The sequence below is a fragment of the Rickettsia sp. 109562A South Dakota genome (assembly GCF_055791265.1).
In genome coordinates, this window is record NZ_CM147703.1 from 146,513 (window position 1) to 160,985 (window position 14,473).

Genomic DNA, 14,473 nt, shown 5'->3' on the forward strand with positions numbered 1-14,473 from the left:
AGTATCCATACAAAATAACTTATAATACTAACAATTTTAGTATTTTTACCTGGATCCCGCGATCAAGTCGCGGGATGACAGGGGTGGAATCGATCCACGCAAGCAAGCCTTTCGCAGGAATGACATAAAACGAGCCATGCAACAACACTCCTTCGTGGGGATATAAGCCGTCACTAGCAATGCCTACGAGGATAAATGAAAATTGGAATATAGAATAAAAAAAAGCCCCCTTTTTTCAAAGAGGGCTTGTTTCTTGAGAAAGTTATAAACTTAAACTTACAGAAGTAATTAGAAGTTTACACGGACTTTTAGAGTACCTTGATGTGCAGTATATTTACTTGCAATCTGAGCATCATAACCGATTCCGTATTCCATCTTAGTATCAGGTCTTATGCTTGCACTTAAACCTAAATTATAAGATGTTTTAGCGGTTCTATCAGGCTGGCTGATGAACGGAGTAACTTGTCCGTCTAACTGAGACTGAGTTTTAGATAATCTACCGTTTACTTTGTGAACCACAAAAGCATGAGCTTCCGGATATACCGCAAGATCACTAAAGTTCATAGTATTACCCATTACTCTAGCACCTACTATTAAATCGGTTCTATCGCTAAACTTGCTGTTAACTTGCTTGTTTGCAACTGTTGTACCGGTTTCTTTGTAGTTTTCGTCAGAAGACTTTAAGTAGCTAAGTCCTGCCATTGGAGTTACTAACACGCCTTCCATTGCATTGTAATCATAACCGACTGTTAAGTTACCGCCGAATGTCATGTTATCGTAATTACCGGCAGCAATTTGCTTACTCATATTACCGTTAGCATCGAAGAAATAACGCTGACGTTTGTTCTTCACTTGGTTTAAGCTAAATATTGCACTACCTTGAGCAAAGAAGTTTTCAACAAGCTGCTGTGCACCGTATAGAGAGAATGAGAAACCGTTAATATCGGTTTTATCACCTTTCTTATAATCTTGGTGTTTTATATCGGTTTTAGTGATACCGATAGCAGCACCGATCATTAAGTTATCGTTAGCTAGCGTATCTAAACCGATTACGACACCGGTGGTTTTAGCTTTATAACCTGCTAAACCGCCTTTCTTACTTTGATGTGCATCAGTATAGAAAGGTTTTGCCCATATACCGTAAGCTACATTGTCAACAGCTTCGTCACCTGCTGCAACCGGACCTTGCGGTGTAGATACTAACCCGCCTTCAGCTCCTGCCATTTCAGGAGTTTCATAAGTACCAAGATATCTAAGAGCACCTAACCTGTTACCAAGTTGAGCTTGGATATCTTTAGCTACATCTAATTGTGCATTAGTTACAGCCGCACTTGTATCGGTAGTAATAGCTCCGACAAAGTTAGCTGCATCAGTAGTGTTTTTAGCTAAAAGAAGATTATTATATGCTGCGGTATTAGTTGCATTTACAAATGTTGTAACGTTCTGACCTATACCGGCTACACCTGCAAACTGGCTACTTTCGATAGCCTTTGTAACTACATTTGCTGCATCGTGAGTACGTGTTAATACATAATCTTTATTATCGGCACGTATTAATCCATACTTTACGAAAATATTACTTCCGGTTACGTTAAACTTAGGATCACCTAAAGTACCTGCGAAACGAGCCCCGCCTTGGATTAAAGTATAAGTTTGTGTACCGCTGAAATTTGCATTAGCACTATCTTGTACGTTAATGGTTGTGGTTCCTGTAGTTGTTGCATTAACTTGAACTCCTTCTGCGATAACGATATGACCTATATTGCCGTTTGCTACTGTTAGCGTTGTGCTAAGAGAAGTATTGCCTCCCCATGTTGAAGTACCGCTTGCAAATGTTAAGGTGTTTGTAGCAAGATCTATATTACCGTTAATAGCAGTTGTACCGCCGCCTAAAATTACGTTCGATGCTGCAACATTTAAGTTAACATTACCAAAATTGGTTGCCGTAGAATATATATTTCCTTGTAATTTTTCTAATGAACCGGCAGGACCCGTAAATTGTACGGAAGCTACAGGAGTATTAGAGCTACCTATATTACCGACAGATGCACTACCTAAGTAAGTTACGACACCGTTATTAGCTTTAACGGTAGCAACCGTACTTGTAGAAGTAGAGTTTGTACCATCAGCAAAAATTACATTAGAGTTACCGTTAGCACTTCCAAGAGTGATCGTACCATCGAAATCTTTTCCGGCTACACCGCCTGCTTGATATGTTAAACCATCATTAACTATTAAGTTATTAACGAAAGTATTTCCTAAGTTCTTATAGTTTGTAGTAACAGTTACGAGCTTTAATTTTAGAACAGCCTTATCTTCTGGCTTTATCCCTAAACCGTAAATTGTACCAGGGGTATTAGGAACACCGCCGTTAAGCTCTATAGTACCTTGACCGTCATTTACAGTAAACAGACCTGCATATAATGTAGTAGCATCAACAGTGATCGTACCATCACTTGCAAGCCCAAGACCTACGATATTATTCTGATCCCCGATTGCTTGACCTGGGGCGATTGTACTATCAACATCTGAAACAATAACTGTAGGAACATTAAAGTCACCTACCGGACCGTTACCGACTGTACTTGTAATTGTTAAACCGTCAAATGGAATTTTGCTAGGTAAGCATAAACGTGCACCTAAGCTTGCATTTGCAAAAGCAATTTTAGTGGTATTAATACCATGCCCAGCTAAATTACCGGTCTCATTAAATACTACGCCACCGGGACCGGAAACTGTTATTTGTTTTAAAGCATCAACAGCGGCAGCTTGTGTTTGTAATGTTACGGTCATATCATCAGCATTAACGAATTCTACTATACCGGTATTGTCGGCAGATGCGATAAAGCTTGTAGTATAATTGTCTCCGATTTGTAAGGTAGAATTACCAGCAATTGTACTCTTGCCGTTAAAAATAGCACTACCTAAGAACTGAGCAGTAGTACCGTTATCTAATTCTACAGTATTCAACTTATTACCTTGCTGCCCACCGACTATACCGCTAACTATATTTGTTCCACCGGCAGTAAAGCTGAACGAACCTGTGTCAGCAGCAGTAGTAGTAATGTTAGTGGCGTATAAATTAACACCTTTACCAACCGTTAATACAGAATCATTTGGAGCTGTCGGAGCTGCAAAATTAATCTCAGCAAGTGAATTTGCTGCACTACCTAAATTTGTACCCGCAGAAAGAGTAGTAGTAGGGGCAGCAGGATCTCCGGCAACTATTATTTTACCTTGACCTGCAGCATTGGTAGTTTTTGTTATTAAATAAGTATTGTGACCAAGTTGTACTGAACCGTTATTACCTATATCTAACTCATTAATAGCAACATCACCAGCATTTAAAATGGTTTTACTTGAGCCGACTTTTAATTGTCCAAGGATTTTATTAGCACCGGGTGCAATAGTACCGATATTACCGCTAATAGTTAAAGTTTGAGCATTTGTTAGGCTACTCGCATCTAATATACCTTGTTTATCGGTAGTTACGGCTAAATTAGCTTTAATTTGTAAAGCTGCATCTGTAGTATTAGTTAGAGTTAATGTTTCGTTAGCTCCAAAAGTAATAGCATTAGCAGGATTGTTAACTAATAAAACACTGTTTCCGCCGTAAGATAAATTTTTACCGGCTAAATTAATATTTTTTAGGGCATTACCAACATTACCACCGACAGCAGCATTAACACCTATATTACCATTAATAGTTGCATTACCGGTTAAAGCGATTGTACCGTTACCTGCTGCTAGCATATTTATAATATCACCGGTTACGGTTGTGCCTTCTTCTAAGGTAAGGGTATTATCAAATGCATTAGATAAATATATATTTTGCGCATTAATTTTACTACCTTGCTTTAAAGTAAAGTTTGTAGCAGCACCATTATCATCATCTGCTAAAGTAACAATTTTTAAAGCATTATTTCCACCAATATTACCGTTAATGGCGAAATTAGCACCGTGTAACTCTAATATACCTTTATTAGCCGTAGCAGTATTTACATTTTGAACGAAAAGAGCATTTGTAGCATTAGCAGCTGCTTTATGCACTACTAAAGTATTATCTGTTTCAAAATTAATTGTAGCTAAACTATTACCATTAGCACCAATATTACCGGTAACTGTTACATTACCACCATTAACACTGAAACCACCTTGGTTATTAGTCCCACTAGTATTAAGTATATTACCTACTACATTATGATCTTGTGTTGTAAATTTGATTAAGGAATCAGCACTAGTTAAATTAATAGCTTGAGCAGCAAAAGTACCGCCGTTCCCATTGTTTCCACCTTGGAATGTTAATTCTCCGGCAACATTAACCGTAGCTACAGGATTATTAGCCCCTATGTCTGTACTAACCGTAGAATCACCTAAGAAATTTACCGTACCGTTATTAGCACCTGCACCGCCAATATCTATATTATTAGCAGCAGTAATACCGGTTATATTAACTCCATCTGCAACATTTAATACAGCAGCATTACCTAAAGTAATACCATCAGCTCTAACAATACCGTCAAGTTTAGCATTTGCATTTAAAGTAACTTGTGCGTTTGCCCCTAATATGAAACCTTGTATACCATTAGTATTACCGATCGTACCATTAAATATAGCTCTATTCCCGTTATCAATGTTAATTTGACCTTTACCTGCAGCAGTACCGTTGAAAGTAGCAGTATTACCGAAAACAGCTGTTTTAGTACCGTCTGCACCATTAGCTGCAAGGCTAACTTTGAATACAGAATTAGCATCTGCAAAATTAATAGGTCCGAGGTTAGTGTAAGTATTTACAGGACAAGCTACAACTCCAGGAGCACCGTTTAAAGTTAAGGTATTTCCTGCAGCATTATTGACCGTTAATAATTGACCTGCAGTACCGGAAACAGCACCAATCGCTATATCCGCACCGTTAACTGCAAAAACACCACTTTGTAACATGTTAATCGATCCGAAAAGCACAGTAGGGTTACCACCGTTATCATTTCCTCCATCAGCTGTGGCAGTGAAAGGGCCGCCTGCTTGTACAACATAAGTTAAAGAATCACCTGTTACTATTCCAGGAATACCAACAGCATTTAAATTAACGTTTGCATTAATATTGCGGTTAGCAGCACCCATAGCTGAGCCTGCAAAACCGGCTACTATGGTAGCTGTGGAAGCAGTTACCAATCCTGCGGAAATTAATTTTTTTAGAAAATTTGGTTTTTGAGCCATATTTTTTGCCTATATTTAAGTTAAAAATTTAGTACTTAGTATTAAAACAATATAGCCGGCTACAGGCAAGATTACCCGCACCGAACAAGGAAATAACCTAATATTTTGCTTTAATAGTCTCTAAACTACGGGCTGAGTATACTATACATTATATATAATTACAAGCCACACGGTAGTTTTTTTATAAAGTTTTAATAAATGTTATATTTTTATCACAACTAAGTCATTCCGTGGCTACGACCACGGAATCTATAATAATAATTTAAAAATACTAAATAATTTTAGTATTTTTAACTGGATCCCGCGATCAAGTTAGCTAGGATGACTTAATATTTTCCTGGATTCCCGCGGAAGCGGGAATGACACCGAGGACTGGATCCCGTGGTCAAGCCACGGTATGACATATTATCCCCTACGCTTCATTAAATATTAGCATTTCAGCCGTATTTTCCCATTTTAGCATTTCGTCGTATTTGGTATGCCAAATACGCATAATTTCTTTTTCATATTCTACAATTTGCGCTTCTAATCCTTCAAATTGCTTCACCATTTGACGTGCTTTAGAAAGTATCGTGTCGTTAGTAACGTCAAAAACTTTTTTCAAATGACGGTCTTGTTCTTCTTTGTAATTTAAATGAGCCGCTCTACCAAGCTCGGCATCTTTATGCATCTCCTCGCTTCTTATTTGTATTTCAAAATTACGTTTAGAGTATAAAAGCTGCATTATATTATGAAGAGACTGATAGCCGTTGCTTTTTGGTCTATTGATATAATCTTTGGTATATAGCCAAGCTAAATGCGAAGAATTCTTAACTACGTCTAAAGCATTGTAGCATAGACCTTTAGATTTCACTATAATCCTACATGCAATTAAGTCTTTCAATGCATCAAGTGGCACTTCTTTCCTTTTCATCTTTTTTAAAACAGAGTAAGGTTCTTTAAGACGCATATATATCTCATTTTCTATCTCTGCTTTATTTAAATCTTCTTTAAGCAGATTAATAATATCACAAATCACATCCCCTCCTGCTACCTAAAATTCTATATATCTCTATTTTTAGTAAAAATGACCTATAGCTTTTAGAACTTAAATCCACAAGACTGTTCATAATACTATTTAAGTAATTAATAAAATTAATTCTTTAACTAAAAATTAAAAAATAGATTAATAGTAAAAATAAATTTTTTCAATATAATTGTTTAATTAATTTTAACTTAGATTAATTGAATAGTTTCTTAATAGCAATTTTACATGTCATACCGTGGCTTGACCCTGTGTTGTACGAACGTTCAGTATGTCATTCCCGCGAAGGCAGGAACCCAGCAAAACATATAAAAAAACTTATTTTTTATATGTTTATTTTACCAAATATATTTTGTACCAATATTAAGGTTATTTTTTCTGGATTCCCGCTTTCGCGGGAATAACATAAAGTTAAACAATAAATAAGTCGGGAAATTTATCCATAGATACCTCAGAAACACTACTGAGAACTTCAGACATTTTGTCCCATTCTCCGGTACATTCAAGCACTATATCTACGCCTGCATCTAAAACTCCTTTGGTAATATCTTTCATATTACCGTTTAAAGCTTTCATATCTATTGCATCAGAAATAATAAGCCCTTTAAAACCAATATTACTTTTAATATAATCAATAACTTTTTTTGATAGGGTTGCAGGGTTGCTTGGATCAAGAGCTTTGTAAATTATATGTGCCGTCATAGCGAGCTTAATATTATTTTGCTTCGCTAGCTCCTTAAATACTTTAAAGTCTGTGCTTTCTAATTCTTTTAAGCTAGTATCAATAATAGGTAACCCTATATGGCTATCTACTTTAGCTCTACCATGCCCTGGAATATGTTTAATGCAAGCTTGGACTTTCTCTTCTTGTAATCCGTTTACAGCAGCTAAACATAAAGGTACCACTACTTCCGGCTCTGAGCCGAAACTTCTATCTCCGACTATATTGTGTGCTCCTTCGTGGATCAAATCCGCTACCGGTGCAAAGTCTAAATTAATCCCTACTTCTCTTAGCTCTTTGGCGATATTACTATAATTTTGTTTGCACCCCTGCACATCAACGCAAGTTTGAGCAGCCGGAGCATCATAAAAAGTTGGTGCAATAAGCCTTTTTACCCTCCCCCCTTCTTGATCTATAGAGATGATAGTATTTTCCCCTAGTACTCCTTTTATATCGTCAATAAGGGTTTTAAGTGCTTCTTTATCCTGCTCACCATTATCATGCTTTTTAATATTACGACGAAATAAAATTACACCTAAAGGATTATGCTCTTCAAATAATTCTCTTTCGGCATCGGTTAATTCAGGACCGGATATACCGATAATTACCGGCTTTACCGTTTGTCTTATTGTCATAATATGCTCTCTTTAAAACATGATATGACAAGTACTATACGCAAGTCATCGAGTAATCGGCAAGATTTTGTTTATTTGAAGAGATAAATTATGGAATTTAGTAAGTAATATATCGATTCTATCGGTAGGAAGAGATATAGCATCTTTATTTAAAGATTTTTGAAGTAGATCGATATCATTAACGGTATAATATTTTCTATTATTTATTTTATAACTAGATAAATCAGGGATTTTTGTCTCTAAATATCTTAATTGATGTAAAGCAATATTTAAATGCTTAATCACCTCACTAGCAGAATAATATTTTTTTGTTAGTTTATTGTTTGTCATATACTCCGAATAAATGAAAAGTACTATATACGAAGATCAACTTCAAAAAGAGCAAGGAATCCACAAGGCAAGGAGCGAAGCGTATACTTAATACGTGAGCACCGCAGCTCTTGTAGGATGACGTAGCCAATTTTTGAAGTTGATCAAGTAGATTCATTAATTAAAGCTTTTAATTTGGAAGAAGGGACAAAACGTAAATTCTTTTTTGATTCTATAATTACCAGTGATTGAGTATGAAAATTTATTCCGGGACGTGGATTTTTTTGTTTAACCTCAAAGCTACCGAAATTCTTTAAAGTTAATTTTTGTTTCTTGGCGACTTCTAAAATGTTAGAAAAAACCGTATTAACTATTTCTTCACATAAATTATTTGAAAAACCTAATTTGGAGCTTAACATAGCTGCAATTTTTCTTTAGTAATAGTCATAAATAATACCGATTTTTTAAGGGTATATTGTCATCCCACAACTCGATCGGCTTTGTTGCATGGATCGAAAAAAGCCCTGGGTGTCATACACTCAAAATTACGAATTTGCTTTTTCTTTATTATATTCATTAATATTTTTATTTAGCTCTTCTAATTTATCAACAAGGTGCTGACGTATTTTTTCTTGCTTTTTGCTTCCCGCTTTTTTATAAGCTTCTATCTTTACTTTTATATCATCTATAGATTTTTGCAGTTCTGCACTTTTTTTTATCTTCCTGATCTTTCATATTTTCGTTCATCTCTGCAACGCTTTGTGCTATCTGATCATAAGTATTGCTTAAGGTCTGATTAAATTTATCGGCACCCGTTTGTGCTAGGTTTGTTAAATTGTCTTTTAATTCCTGTAAGTTTTCGGTAATTGTTTTTGTACTGCTTGTAGCTACTTCTTCAGTTTGCACTTCATTTGCTTGTGTTTCGTCCTTAGGAGGCGAATCCGCAAAAATGTTAGGCGTTAATAATAAGGCAGCGGCAGCCCCTAATGTTATTAAGATTTTTTCATTATATTCTCCAATTATTTATGTTTATTGTTCAATTTTCTTACTTAAATCATCCAGTTTTTTTACAAGATTTTGTCTATATTCTTCCACTTTATCATCCTTGATTTTTTGATAATCCTGAAACTCTTTCGTTAAATTTTTATATTGCTCTTTTATAATTTCTAAAGAATGATCTTTACTATCTTTAGCATATTTCTCCAAATCATTAATTTTGACAGATAATTTATCCGCCACTTCATGACATTTTTTATTAAAGTCAGCAGTAATAATTTTAGCAGAACCTTTAAGGTTGTTATGTAATTCTTCAAGTGCTTCCCCTATAGTTCTCATAACCTCTTTTTGAAAATAGTTAATAAAAATTAAACTTAGGTATTATATACCAGAATCATAAATAATATAATTTTAAAAAGCAATTTCAAAAAATATATATTTAATATATAGTTATTATATAAGATGAATTTGAGGATGTTATGACATTAGAACTAGGAACAAAAGCTCCTGATTTATCTTTACACATAGGTAAAGATAAAATAATTAAACTATCGAATTTAAAAGGAAAATTCGTAGTATTATATTTTTATCCAAAAGACGATACACCCGGATGTACTATTGAAGCACAAGATTTTAACAAGCTAAAACCAGAATTTGATAAACTTAATACGGTAATTATCGGAGTATCTAAAGATAAGCTTGACTCTCATGATAAATTTAAAGAAAAATATAGTTTGGGATTTGAATTAGCCTCTGATGCAAATTCAAATTTATGTGAACAATTAGGGGTATGGATAGAAAAATCAATGTTCGGTAAAAAATATATGGGCCTTGATAGAGCTACGTTTTTACTTGATAAGGAAGGCATCGTTAAACATATTTGGCGATCGGTAAATGCTAAAAATCACGCTCAAGAGGTACTTGAAAAATTAAGTACAATTTCAAAACTATAGCAGATTGCTCCGAAGTAAAATGAAAATGCGGTATACGAAGATCAACTTCAAAAAGAGCAAGGAGTTCACAAGGCAAGGAACGCAGCGTATACTTAATACGTGAGTACCTCAGATCTTGTAGAACGACGTAGCCAATTTTTGAAGTTCATCGAGTATACTTCTTCCATCTATTGTGAAACCAAAACCATTGAGAAGGATTTTGTTTAACCCATTCTCCTAGTATTTGGTTAATATTAAGCATAATATTATAGCAATCGACTTTATTATCACCGCTTTGCTCAAACATCAATTGTGAGTGAACTATTACTTTAAAATAACTGCCTTTAGTTCTAATGATTTGGCAAGGTATAATCGGATATTTATACTGCAATGCAATTTTAGCGATAGCGTTAGCAGTCATAGCAGGATATCCTAAAAAAGGTACCTCAATTCCGTCGTTCATTTTTTGGTCAACAAGCATAACAATAGATTCACCCTCCTTGATAGCCCTAACTAAAGCTCTGCTGCCTTCAGGACCTTTCGGTATAAGTCTTAATTTGTCACCGGCACGACTTTCATTAACCAACTTGTTAACATACGGGTTATTTGCTTTACGATAAATTACGGCAAATTTGGGATAAGATTTATGAAGACGCTTAAGACTGATATCCCAATTCGCAAAGTGACCGCTAAATAATAAAAAGGGTTGTCCTTCAAGTTTTTTAATATTTTCTATGCCGATTATTTCGATTCTACGCTCTAACTCGGCTTCATCCATCTTGTTGACATATGCAAATTCACCGATAAATCTACCGAAATTACCCCAAGTTTGATCTATGATTTTTTCAACATCACACATATCGCCGAATACTGCTTTAATATTTCTTCTAGCAATTTTATTAACGGCAAATAATATACCGATTTTTCTCGCTATAAAACTACAAATATCCGCTGCTTTATCTATACCGAACATTCCTATTACTTTAAGGAATATAACAACGATAAAATACTCAATTAAATATCTGAGCTTTTTTAAAAATTTTTTCATTTAATAAATCAGGGTTGTTTATAGATAATTCTACATCTAAACAGACAATATTATTATTTAAATCATTAAATTTCACATAATCTTTTCTTGTAGTAATTAAGGTAGCGTTATGCTCTTTAGCTAACGAATATAAATTTTCTAAATCTGCTTGTAAATAATTATAATGATCAGGAAAAATTTTGTAACCGACTATATTCAGTCCATAATTCTTTAAAGTCGAAAAGAAACGCTCAGGATTACCGATACCGCTAAAAGCAAAATAATTTTTAGTTTTGTCTATATTATTTAAGGGAACTATTTGAGCATTTATTAACTTATTTACATAAGGAGTTAAAATATTCGACATTTTATCATTGGTGCTACTGACTAAAAAAACCAAATCAGCCACATCAAGAGCTTTATTTGGATACTGTCTTAAAGGACCTGCCGGAATCAAAAATCCGTTACCGAAAAGCCTTTGGCTATCTACTAAAACTATAGTAAAATCTTTATGAAAATGAGGATTTTGTAGAAAATCATCAACTATTATTACATCAGGTTTAAGCTCGTTAATTAACGGCAAAACCTCTTTGATATTTTTAGTAGCAATAACTAGTCCGTATTTTGCAAGTATTACCCCCTCATCTCCTACCTCTAGAACAGTATGTCTTGCATTTACAATAGCTGCGTTTTTAAGCTTGCTACCATAACCCTTAGTAACTATTACAAAACTTACATTTCTAGCTTTTAGTAATTTGGCTAGATATATTACTATTTGTGTCTTACCAGTACCTCCTACGCTACAATTACCGACACAAATAACTTTAGCAGGCAACATAATAGGTTGAGCTAGACTAGCTCGCAAATAACCTAAAAATTGATATATCAAACTTACCGGCAAAAGCAAATAAGCTATAATATTTTGCTTCTGCCAAAATTTAGGATATAAAAGTTTGATCATATTAATATAAATTAGGTTAATATTGGTTTTGTTGTATGGTTCAGCTTTTCCTATTGTCATCCCGCAACTTGTGAGCTAGATCCAGTTAAAAATACTAAAATTATTAGTATTATAAGTTGTATTTATGGGCCACGGTATGACATCAGAGTGTTCTTCAAGAACCACACAACAAGCCTATTTTCAGCATTTACGGCAGTTAAAAATAAAGTCAAACGGATTGATTGCTTTATTGTCTAGTAGAATTTCAAAATGCAAATGTTCACCCGTTGCATTACCGGTTCTGCCTTGTATACCGATAAATTGACCGCGCTTAATTTTGTTTCCTTCTTTAACTTGTATTTCCTTTAAATGAGCATATTTCGTAACAAATTTGCGTCCATGTTTAATCTCGACAAAATTCCCGTAATCAGGTGCTCTAGCGGCTTTTATAACGACCCCGCTTGCCGCTGCATATATCGGGGTTGCTTTTTTAGCTTGTAAATCAATACCGCTATGGAAACATTTCTTTTTTCTTTTCTTTTTATGAGGACTTTTTCTAGTTCCGTAATGACTGGTAATTTTCGGTTCGTATTCCGGTAACATGAGCGGTATTGTAGCAATTATTTTGTCAAGCTTGGTTAGTTCTGAAATATTATTCCTATGAGTTTGTTTTTTTGCAAAATAACTAGCTTCCGGTTTAGAGAGAAACTTATATTTTGAATTTAGTTTTGTTATAAGTGCCTTTATATCGGCTATTTTTATTTCGGCTGCTTTATTAAATTCTGCCGGATTTTTATTATGAAATTTTTGTAAAAAAATCTTATTTTGTTTAGGGTTATTAATTATTAGACCTAAGTTTTTTGCATATATACATTTGCTATTTTTATTTGCTAAATCATATTGTACTACTAAATCCGCATGACTGATTTTATATTTTTGCTTTAATTGAGATGAAGTTGTAGAAAGTAAATTAGTATCGCTAGATTCTTTAATACTGCTACAACCTTGAACAAGAAAAACTATAAACAGTAAAAAGATATATTTCCGAAAAAACATTAAAAGTAAATATAAGTAAATTTTAAATTAAGAGCGGTGTTTAAATATTCTGTTAATTTTTCTAATTCTCCTCTCATATTTGGAGGATTAATTAACATTAACCCACACTTTACCATATTTTTATCACTATATAAAAGCTCATATTCAATAATTATGGTTTCTTTAAATCCGATATTTTTGTAATTGTGGTAAAAATCACGGACTAAAGGTAAACCCTTTATAGGATACCAAATTAAGATGGTATTATTAAGAGATCGTAGCTTAATTTTTTTAAGTGCTTTGAGCAATTTTTGAAACTCGTTTTTGACCTCAAAAGGCGGATCAAGAAAAATTAATCCTCTATTTTCTTTAAACGGTAGAAAAGCTTTTATAGCATTATAAGCATCTATATTATGCGTATTATTCGGTAGTAGTTTTTTTAAACTCAAGTAATCGCTTGGATGAAGCTCGCAAGCAATTAAGCGATCATTTGGTCTTAATAATTGTTTAATTATAAAAGGTGAGCCAGGATAATAATTTTTCCCAGCTAGGTTTACTATATTAAAAAAAACCTTTAAAAGTTCAGGAATATGATCGGTAGCTTGCAGTAATTTATTAATGCCCGTATCGCTTTCTAGAGTTTTACAAGCAGCTTCCGAACTTAAATCGTAAAGACCTAGACCTGCAAAAGCATCTAAAACTGCGAAAGGTTTTTCTTTTTTCTTAAACTGCTCTAAGATCGCAATAAGCACTAGATGTTTCACTATATCGGCAAAATTGCCTGCATGATAAATATGACGATAGTTCAAAATTATAATCCATATTTCTTTTTTAACAATTCTGCTGCTTCTTCTGAAGTAAGAAGTTTATCACTATTATTATTTCTTCTTTCTAAAGCAATTTCTGCATCTTCTTTATCTTTGTTTAATTCACGTAAGTAATTCTTAATTGCCACTCGTATTAATTGAGCTTTACTAACCATAAAACTAATCATTAATTCTTTCTGTATACCCAAGTCAAAACAAAAATAAATTATTTTGTAATAAATATGGAAGCCGTCTTTCACCTTTATTACTCATTATTTTAATTCTTCTTTCAAAAGCAGTATCTCCCATGTTTTAGAGTAATTCTTTATAAGGTTAATTAATTCTTGTCCTGTACTATTTACCAAATTTTGATTTATCAAAGTATTTGTTAAAAGTTCTACTGTTTGTTGTAGATTATTTAATTTCTTTTGAGTGATTTTATCTTGATTAATACTATAACCTTTAATGAGATATGCTCGAAGTAAGTTAGTAGCCCACTTTCTGAAAGCTATACCTCGCTTAGAATTTACTCTATACCCTACTAATATTATTGCATCTAAATTATAATATTCTACTTGTCTCTCAACCCTACGCTCTCCTTCTATTTGAACTGTTGCAAAAAATGCAACAGCTGCTTTTTCTTCCAATTCTCCTTCTTTAAATATGTTCTTTAAATGTCTTGAAATTACTGATTTATCTCGTGCAAATAGTGCTGCTATTTGATTTAAAGATAGCCAAACTGTTGCTTCTACCATCTTAACCTCAACATTAACTTCCCCATTTTCGTCTTGATAAATTACTACCTGATTTTCTCTTGCTTTATTCATTGTT

General features: G+C 33.8%; 12 protein-coding genes and 2 pseudogenes. 1 reads left to right on the forward strand and 13 read right to left on the reverse strand.

All coding sequences use genetic code 11. The annotated features are described in order from the left end of the window. Positions 1–288: 288 nt before the first annotated feature. From ompB to ACIAS7_RS00995, 7 genes and pseudogenes are all read right to left on the reverse strand, one after another. Complete coding sequence (gene ompB / locus ACIAS7_RS00965) at positions 289–5,217, reverse strand: outer membrane protein OmpB (protein WP_473198953.1); 4,929 nt, start codon at positions 5,215–5,217, stop codon at positions 289–291. Between the two features lie 412 nt (positions 5,218–5,629). Beyond that, positions 5,630–6,235 (reverse strand): bifunctional (p)ppGpp synthetase/guanosine-3',5'-bis(diphosphate) 3'-pyrophosphohydrolase, encoded by a 606-nt coding sequence (locus tag ACIAS7_RS00970; protein ID WP_473198954.1) that lies wholly within the window; start codon positions 6,233–6,235, stop codon positions 5,630–5,632. Positions 6,236–6,652: 417 nt separating this feature from the next. Further along, on the reverse strand, positions 6,653–7,597 hold the full coding sequence (gene nagZ, locus ACIAS7_RS00975; RefSeq protein WP_473198955.1) for a beta-N-acetylhexosaminidase: 945 nt from the start codon (positions 7,595–7,597) through the stop codon (positions 6,653–6,655). 45 nt (positions 7,598–7,642) lie between these two features. Beyond that, complete coding sequence (locus ACIAS7_RS00980; protein WP_473198956.1) at positions 7,643–7,927, reverse strand: MerR family transcriptional regulator; 285 nt, start codon at positions 7,925–7,927, stop codon at positions 7,643–7,645. A 143-nt stretch (positions 7,928–8,070) separates the two neighbouring features. Continuing rightward, positions 8,071–8,354 (reverse strand): annotated as a pseudogene (locus tag ACIAS7_RS00985) (HU family DNA-binding protein). Between the two features lie 97 nt (positions 8,355–8,451). Next, positions 8,452–8,926, reverse strand: a pseudogene (locus ACIAS7_RS00990) (hypothetical protein). Positions 8,927–8,935: 9 nt separating this feature from the next. After that, positions 8,936–9,241, reverse strand: coding sequence for a hypothetical protein (locus ACIAS7_RS00995; RefSeq protein WP_473198957.1), 306 nt, complete (start codon positions 9,239–9,241; stop codon positions 8,936–8,938). A 140-nt stretch (positions 9,242–9,381) separates the two neighbouring features. Here ACIAS7_RS00995 and bcp point away from each other — a divergent pair, with 140 nt between their 5' ends. Next, positions 9,382–9,855 (forward strand): thioredoxin-dependent thiol peroxidase, encoded by a 474-nt coding sequence (gene bcp / locus ACIAS7_RS01000; RefSeq protein ID WP_473198958.1) that lies wholly within the window; start codon positions 9,382–9,384, stop codon positions 9,853–9,855. Between the two features lie 145 nt (positions 9,856–10,000). Here the strand turns inward: bcp and ACIAS7_RS01005 are convergent, their stop codons facing one another. The 6 genes from ACIAS7_RS01005 to ACIAS7_RS01030 form a co-directional block, all read right to left on the reverse strand. After that, positions 10,001–10,882: a lipid A biosynthesis lauroyl acyltransferase gene (locus tag ACIAS7_RS01005; protein WP_473198959.1), complete on the reverse strand. Its 882-nt coding sequence runs from the start codon at positions 10,880–10,882 to the stop codon at positions 10,001–10,003. Next, positions 10,845–11,822: a tetraacyldisaccharide 4'-kinase gene (lpxK, locus tag ACIAS7_RS01010; RefSeq protein WP_473198960.1), complete on the reverse strand. Its 978-nt coding sequence runs from the start codon at positions 11,820–11,822 to the stop codon at positions 10,845–10,847. The genes ACIAS7_RS01005 and lpxK overlap by 38 nt, the downstream gene beginning before the upstream one ends. Before the next feature lie 180 nt (positions 11,823–12,002). After that, complete coding sequence (locus ACIAS7_RS01015; RefSeq protein ID WP_473198961.1) at positions 12,003–12,857, reverse strand: M23 family metallopeptidase; 855 nt, start codon at positions 12,855–12,857, stop codon at positions 12,003–12,005. Continuing rightward, entirely contained in the window at positions 12,857–13,645 is a 789-nt protein-coding gene (gene rlmJ / locus ACIAS7_RS01020; protein ID WP_473198962.1) for a 23S rRNA (adenine(2030)-N(6))-methyltransferase RlmJ, read from the reverse strand. Before rlmJ ends, ACIAS7_RS01015 begins: the two co-directional genes overlap by 1 nt. Before the next feature lie 2 nt (positions 13,646–13,647). Then, positions 13,648–13,902 (reverse strand): hypothetical protein, encoded by a 255-nt coding sequence (locus tag ACIAS7_RS01025; protein ID WP_473198963.1) that lies wholly within the window; start codon positions 13,900–13,902, stop codon positions 13,648–13,650. 12 nt (positions 13,903–13,914) lie between these two features. Continuing rightward, positions 13,915–14,469: a virulence RhuM family protein gene (locus tag ACIAS7_RS01030; RefSeq protein ID WP_473198964.1), complete on the reverse strand. Its 555-nt coding sequence runs from the start codon at positions 14,467–14,469 to the stop codon at positions 13,915–13,917. Positions 14,470–14,473 lie beyond the last annotated feature (4 nt).

Coding starts and splice junctions, on each gene's coding strand:
- ompB (WP_473198953.1), bottom strand. CDS start 5,217: ATGGCTCAAAAACCAAATTTTCTAAAAAAATTAATTTCCGCAGGATTG.
- nagZ (WP_473198955.1), bottom strand. CDS start 7,597: ATGACAATAAGACAAACGGTAAAGCCGGTAATTATCGGTATATCCGGT.
- ACIAS7_RS00980 (WP_473198956.1), bottom strand. CDS start 7,927: ATGACAAACAATAAACTAACAAAAAAATATTATTCTGCTAGTGAGGTG.
- ACIAS7_RS00995 (WP_473198957.1), bottom strand. CDS start 9,241: ATGAGAACTATAGGGGAAGCACTTGAAGAATTACATAACAACCTTAAA.
- bcp (WP_473198958.1), top strand. CDS start 9,382: ATGACATTAGAACTAGGAACAAAAGCTCCTGATTTATCTTTACACATA.
- ACIAS7_RS01005 (WP_473198959.1), bottom strand. CDS start 10,882: ATGAAAAAATTTTTAAAAAAGCTCAGATATTTAATTGAGTATTTTATC.
- lpxK (WP_473198960.1), bottom strand. CDS start 11,822: ATGATCAAACTTTTATATCCTAAATTTTGGCAGAAGCAAAATATTATA.
- ACIAS7_RS01015 (WP_473198961.1), bottom strand. CDS start 12,857: ATGTTTTTTCGGAAATATATCTTTTTACTGTTTATAGTTTTTCTTGTT.
- ACIAS7_RS01030 (WP_473198964.1), bottom strand. CDS start 14,469: ATGAATAAAGCAAGAGAAAATCAGGTAGTAATTTATCAAGACGAAAAT.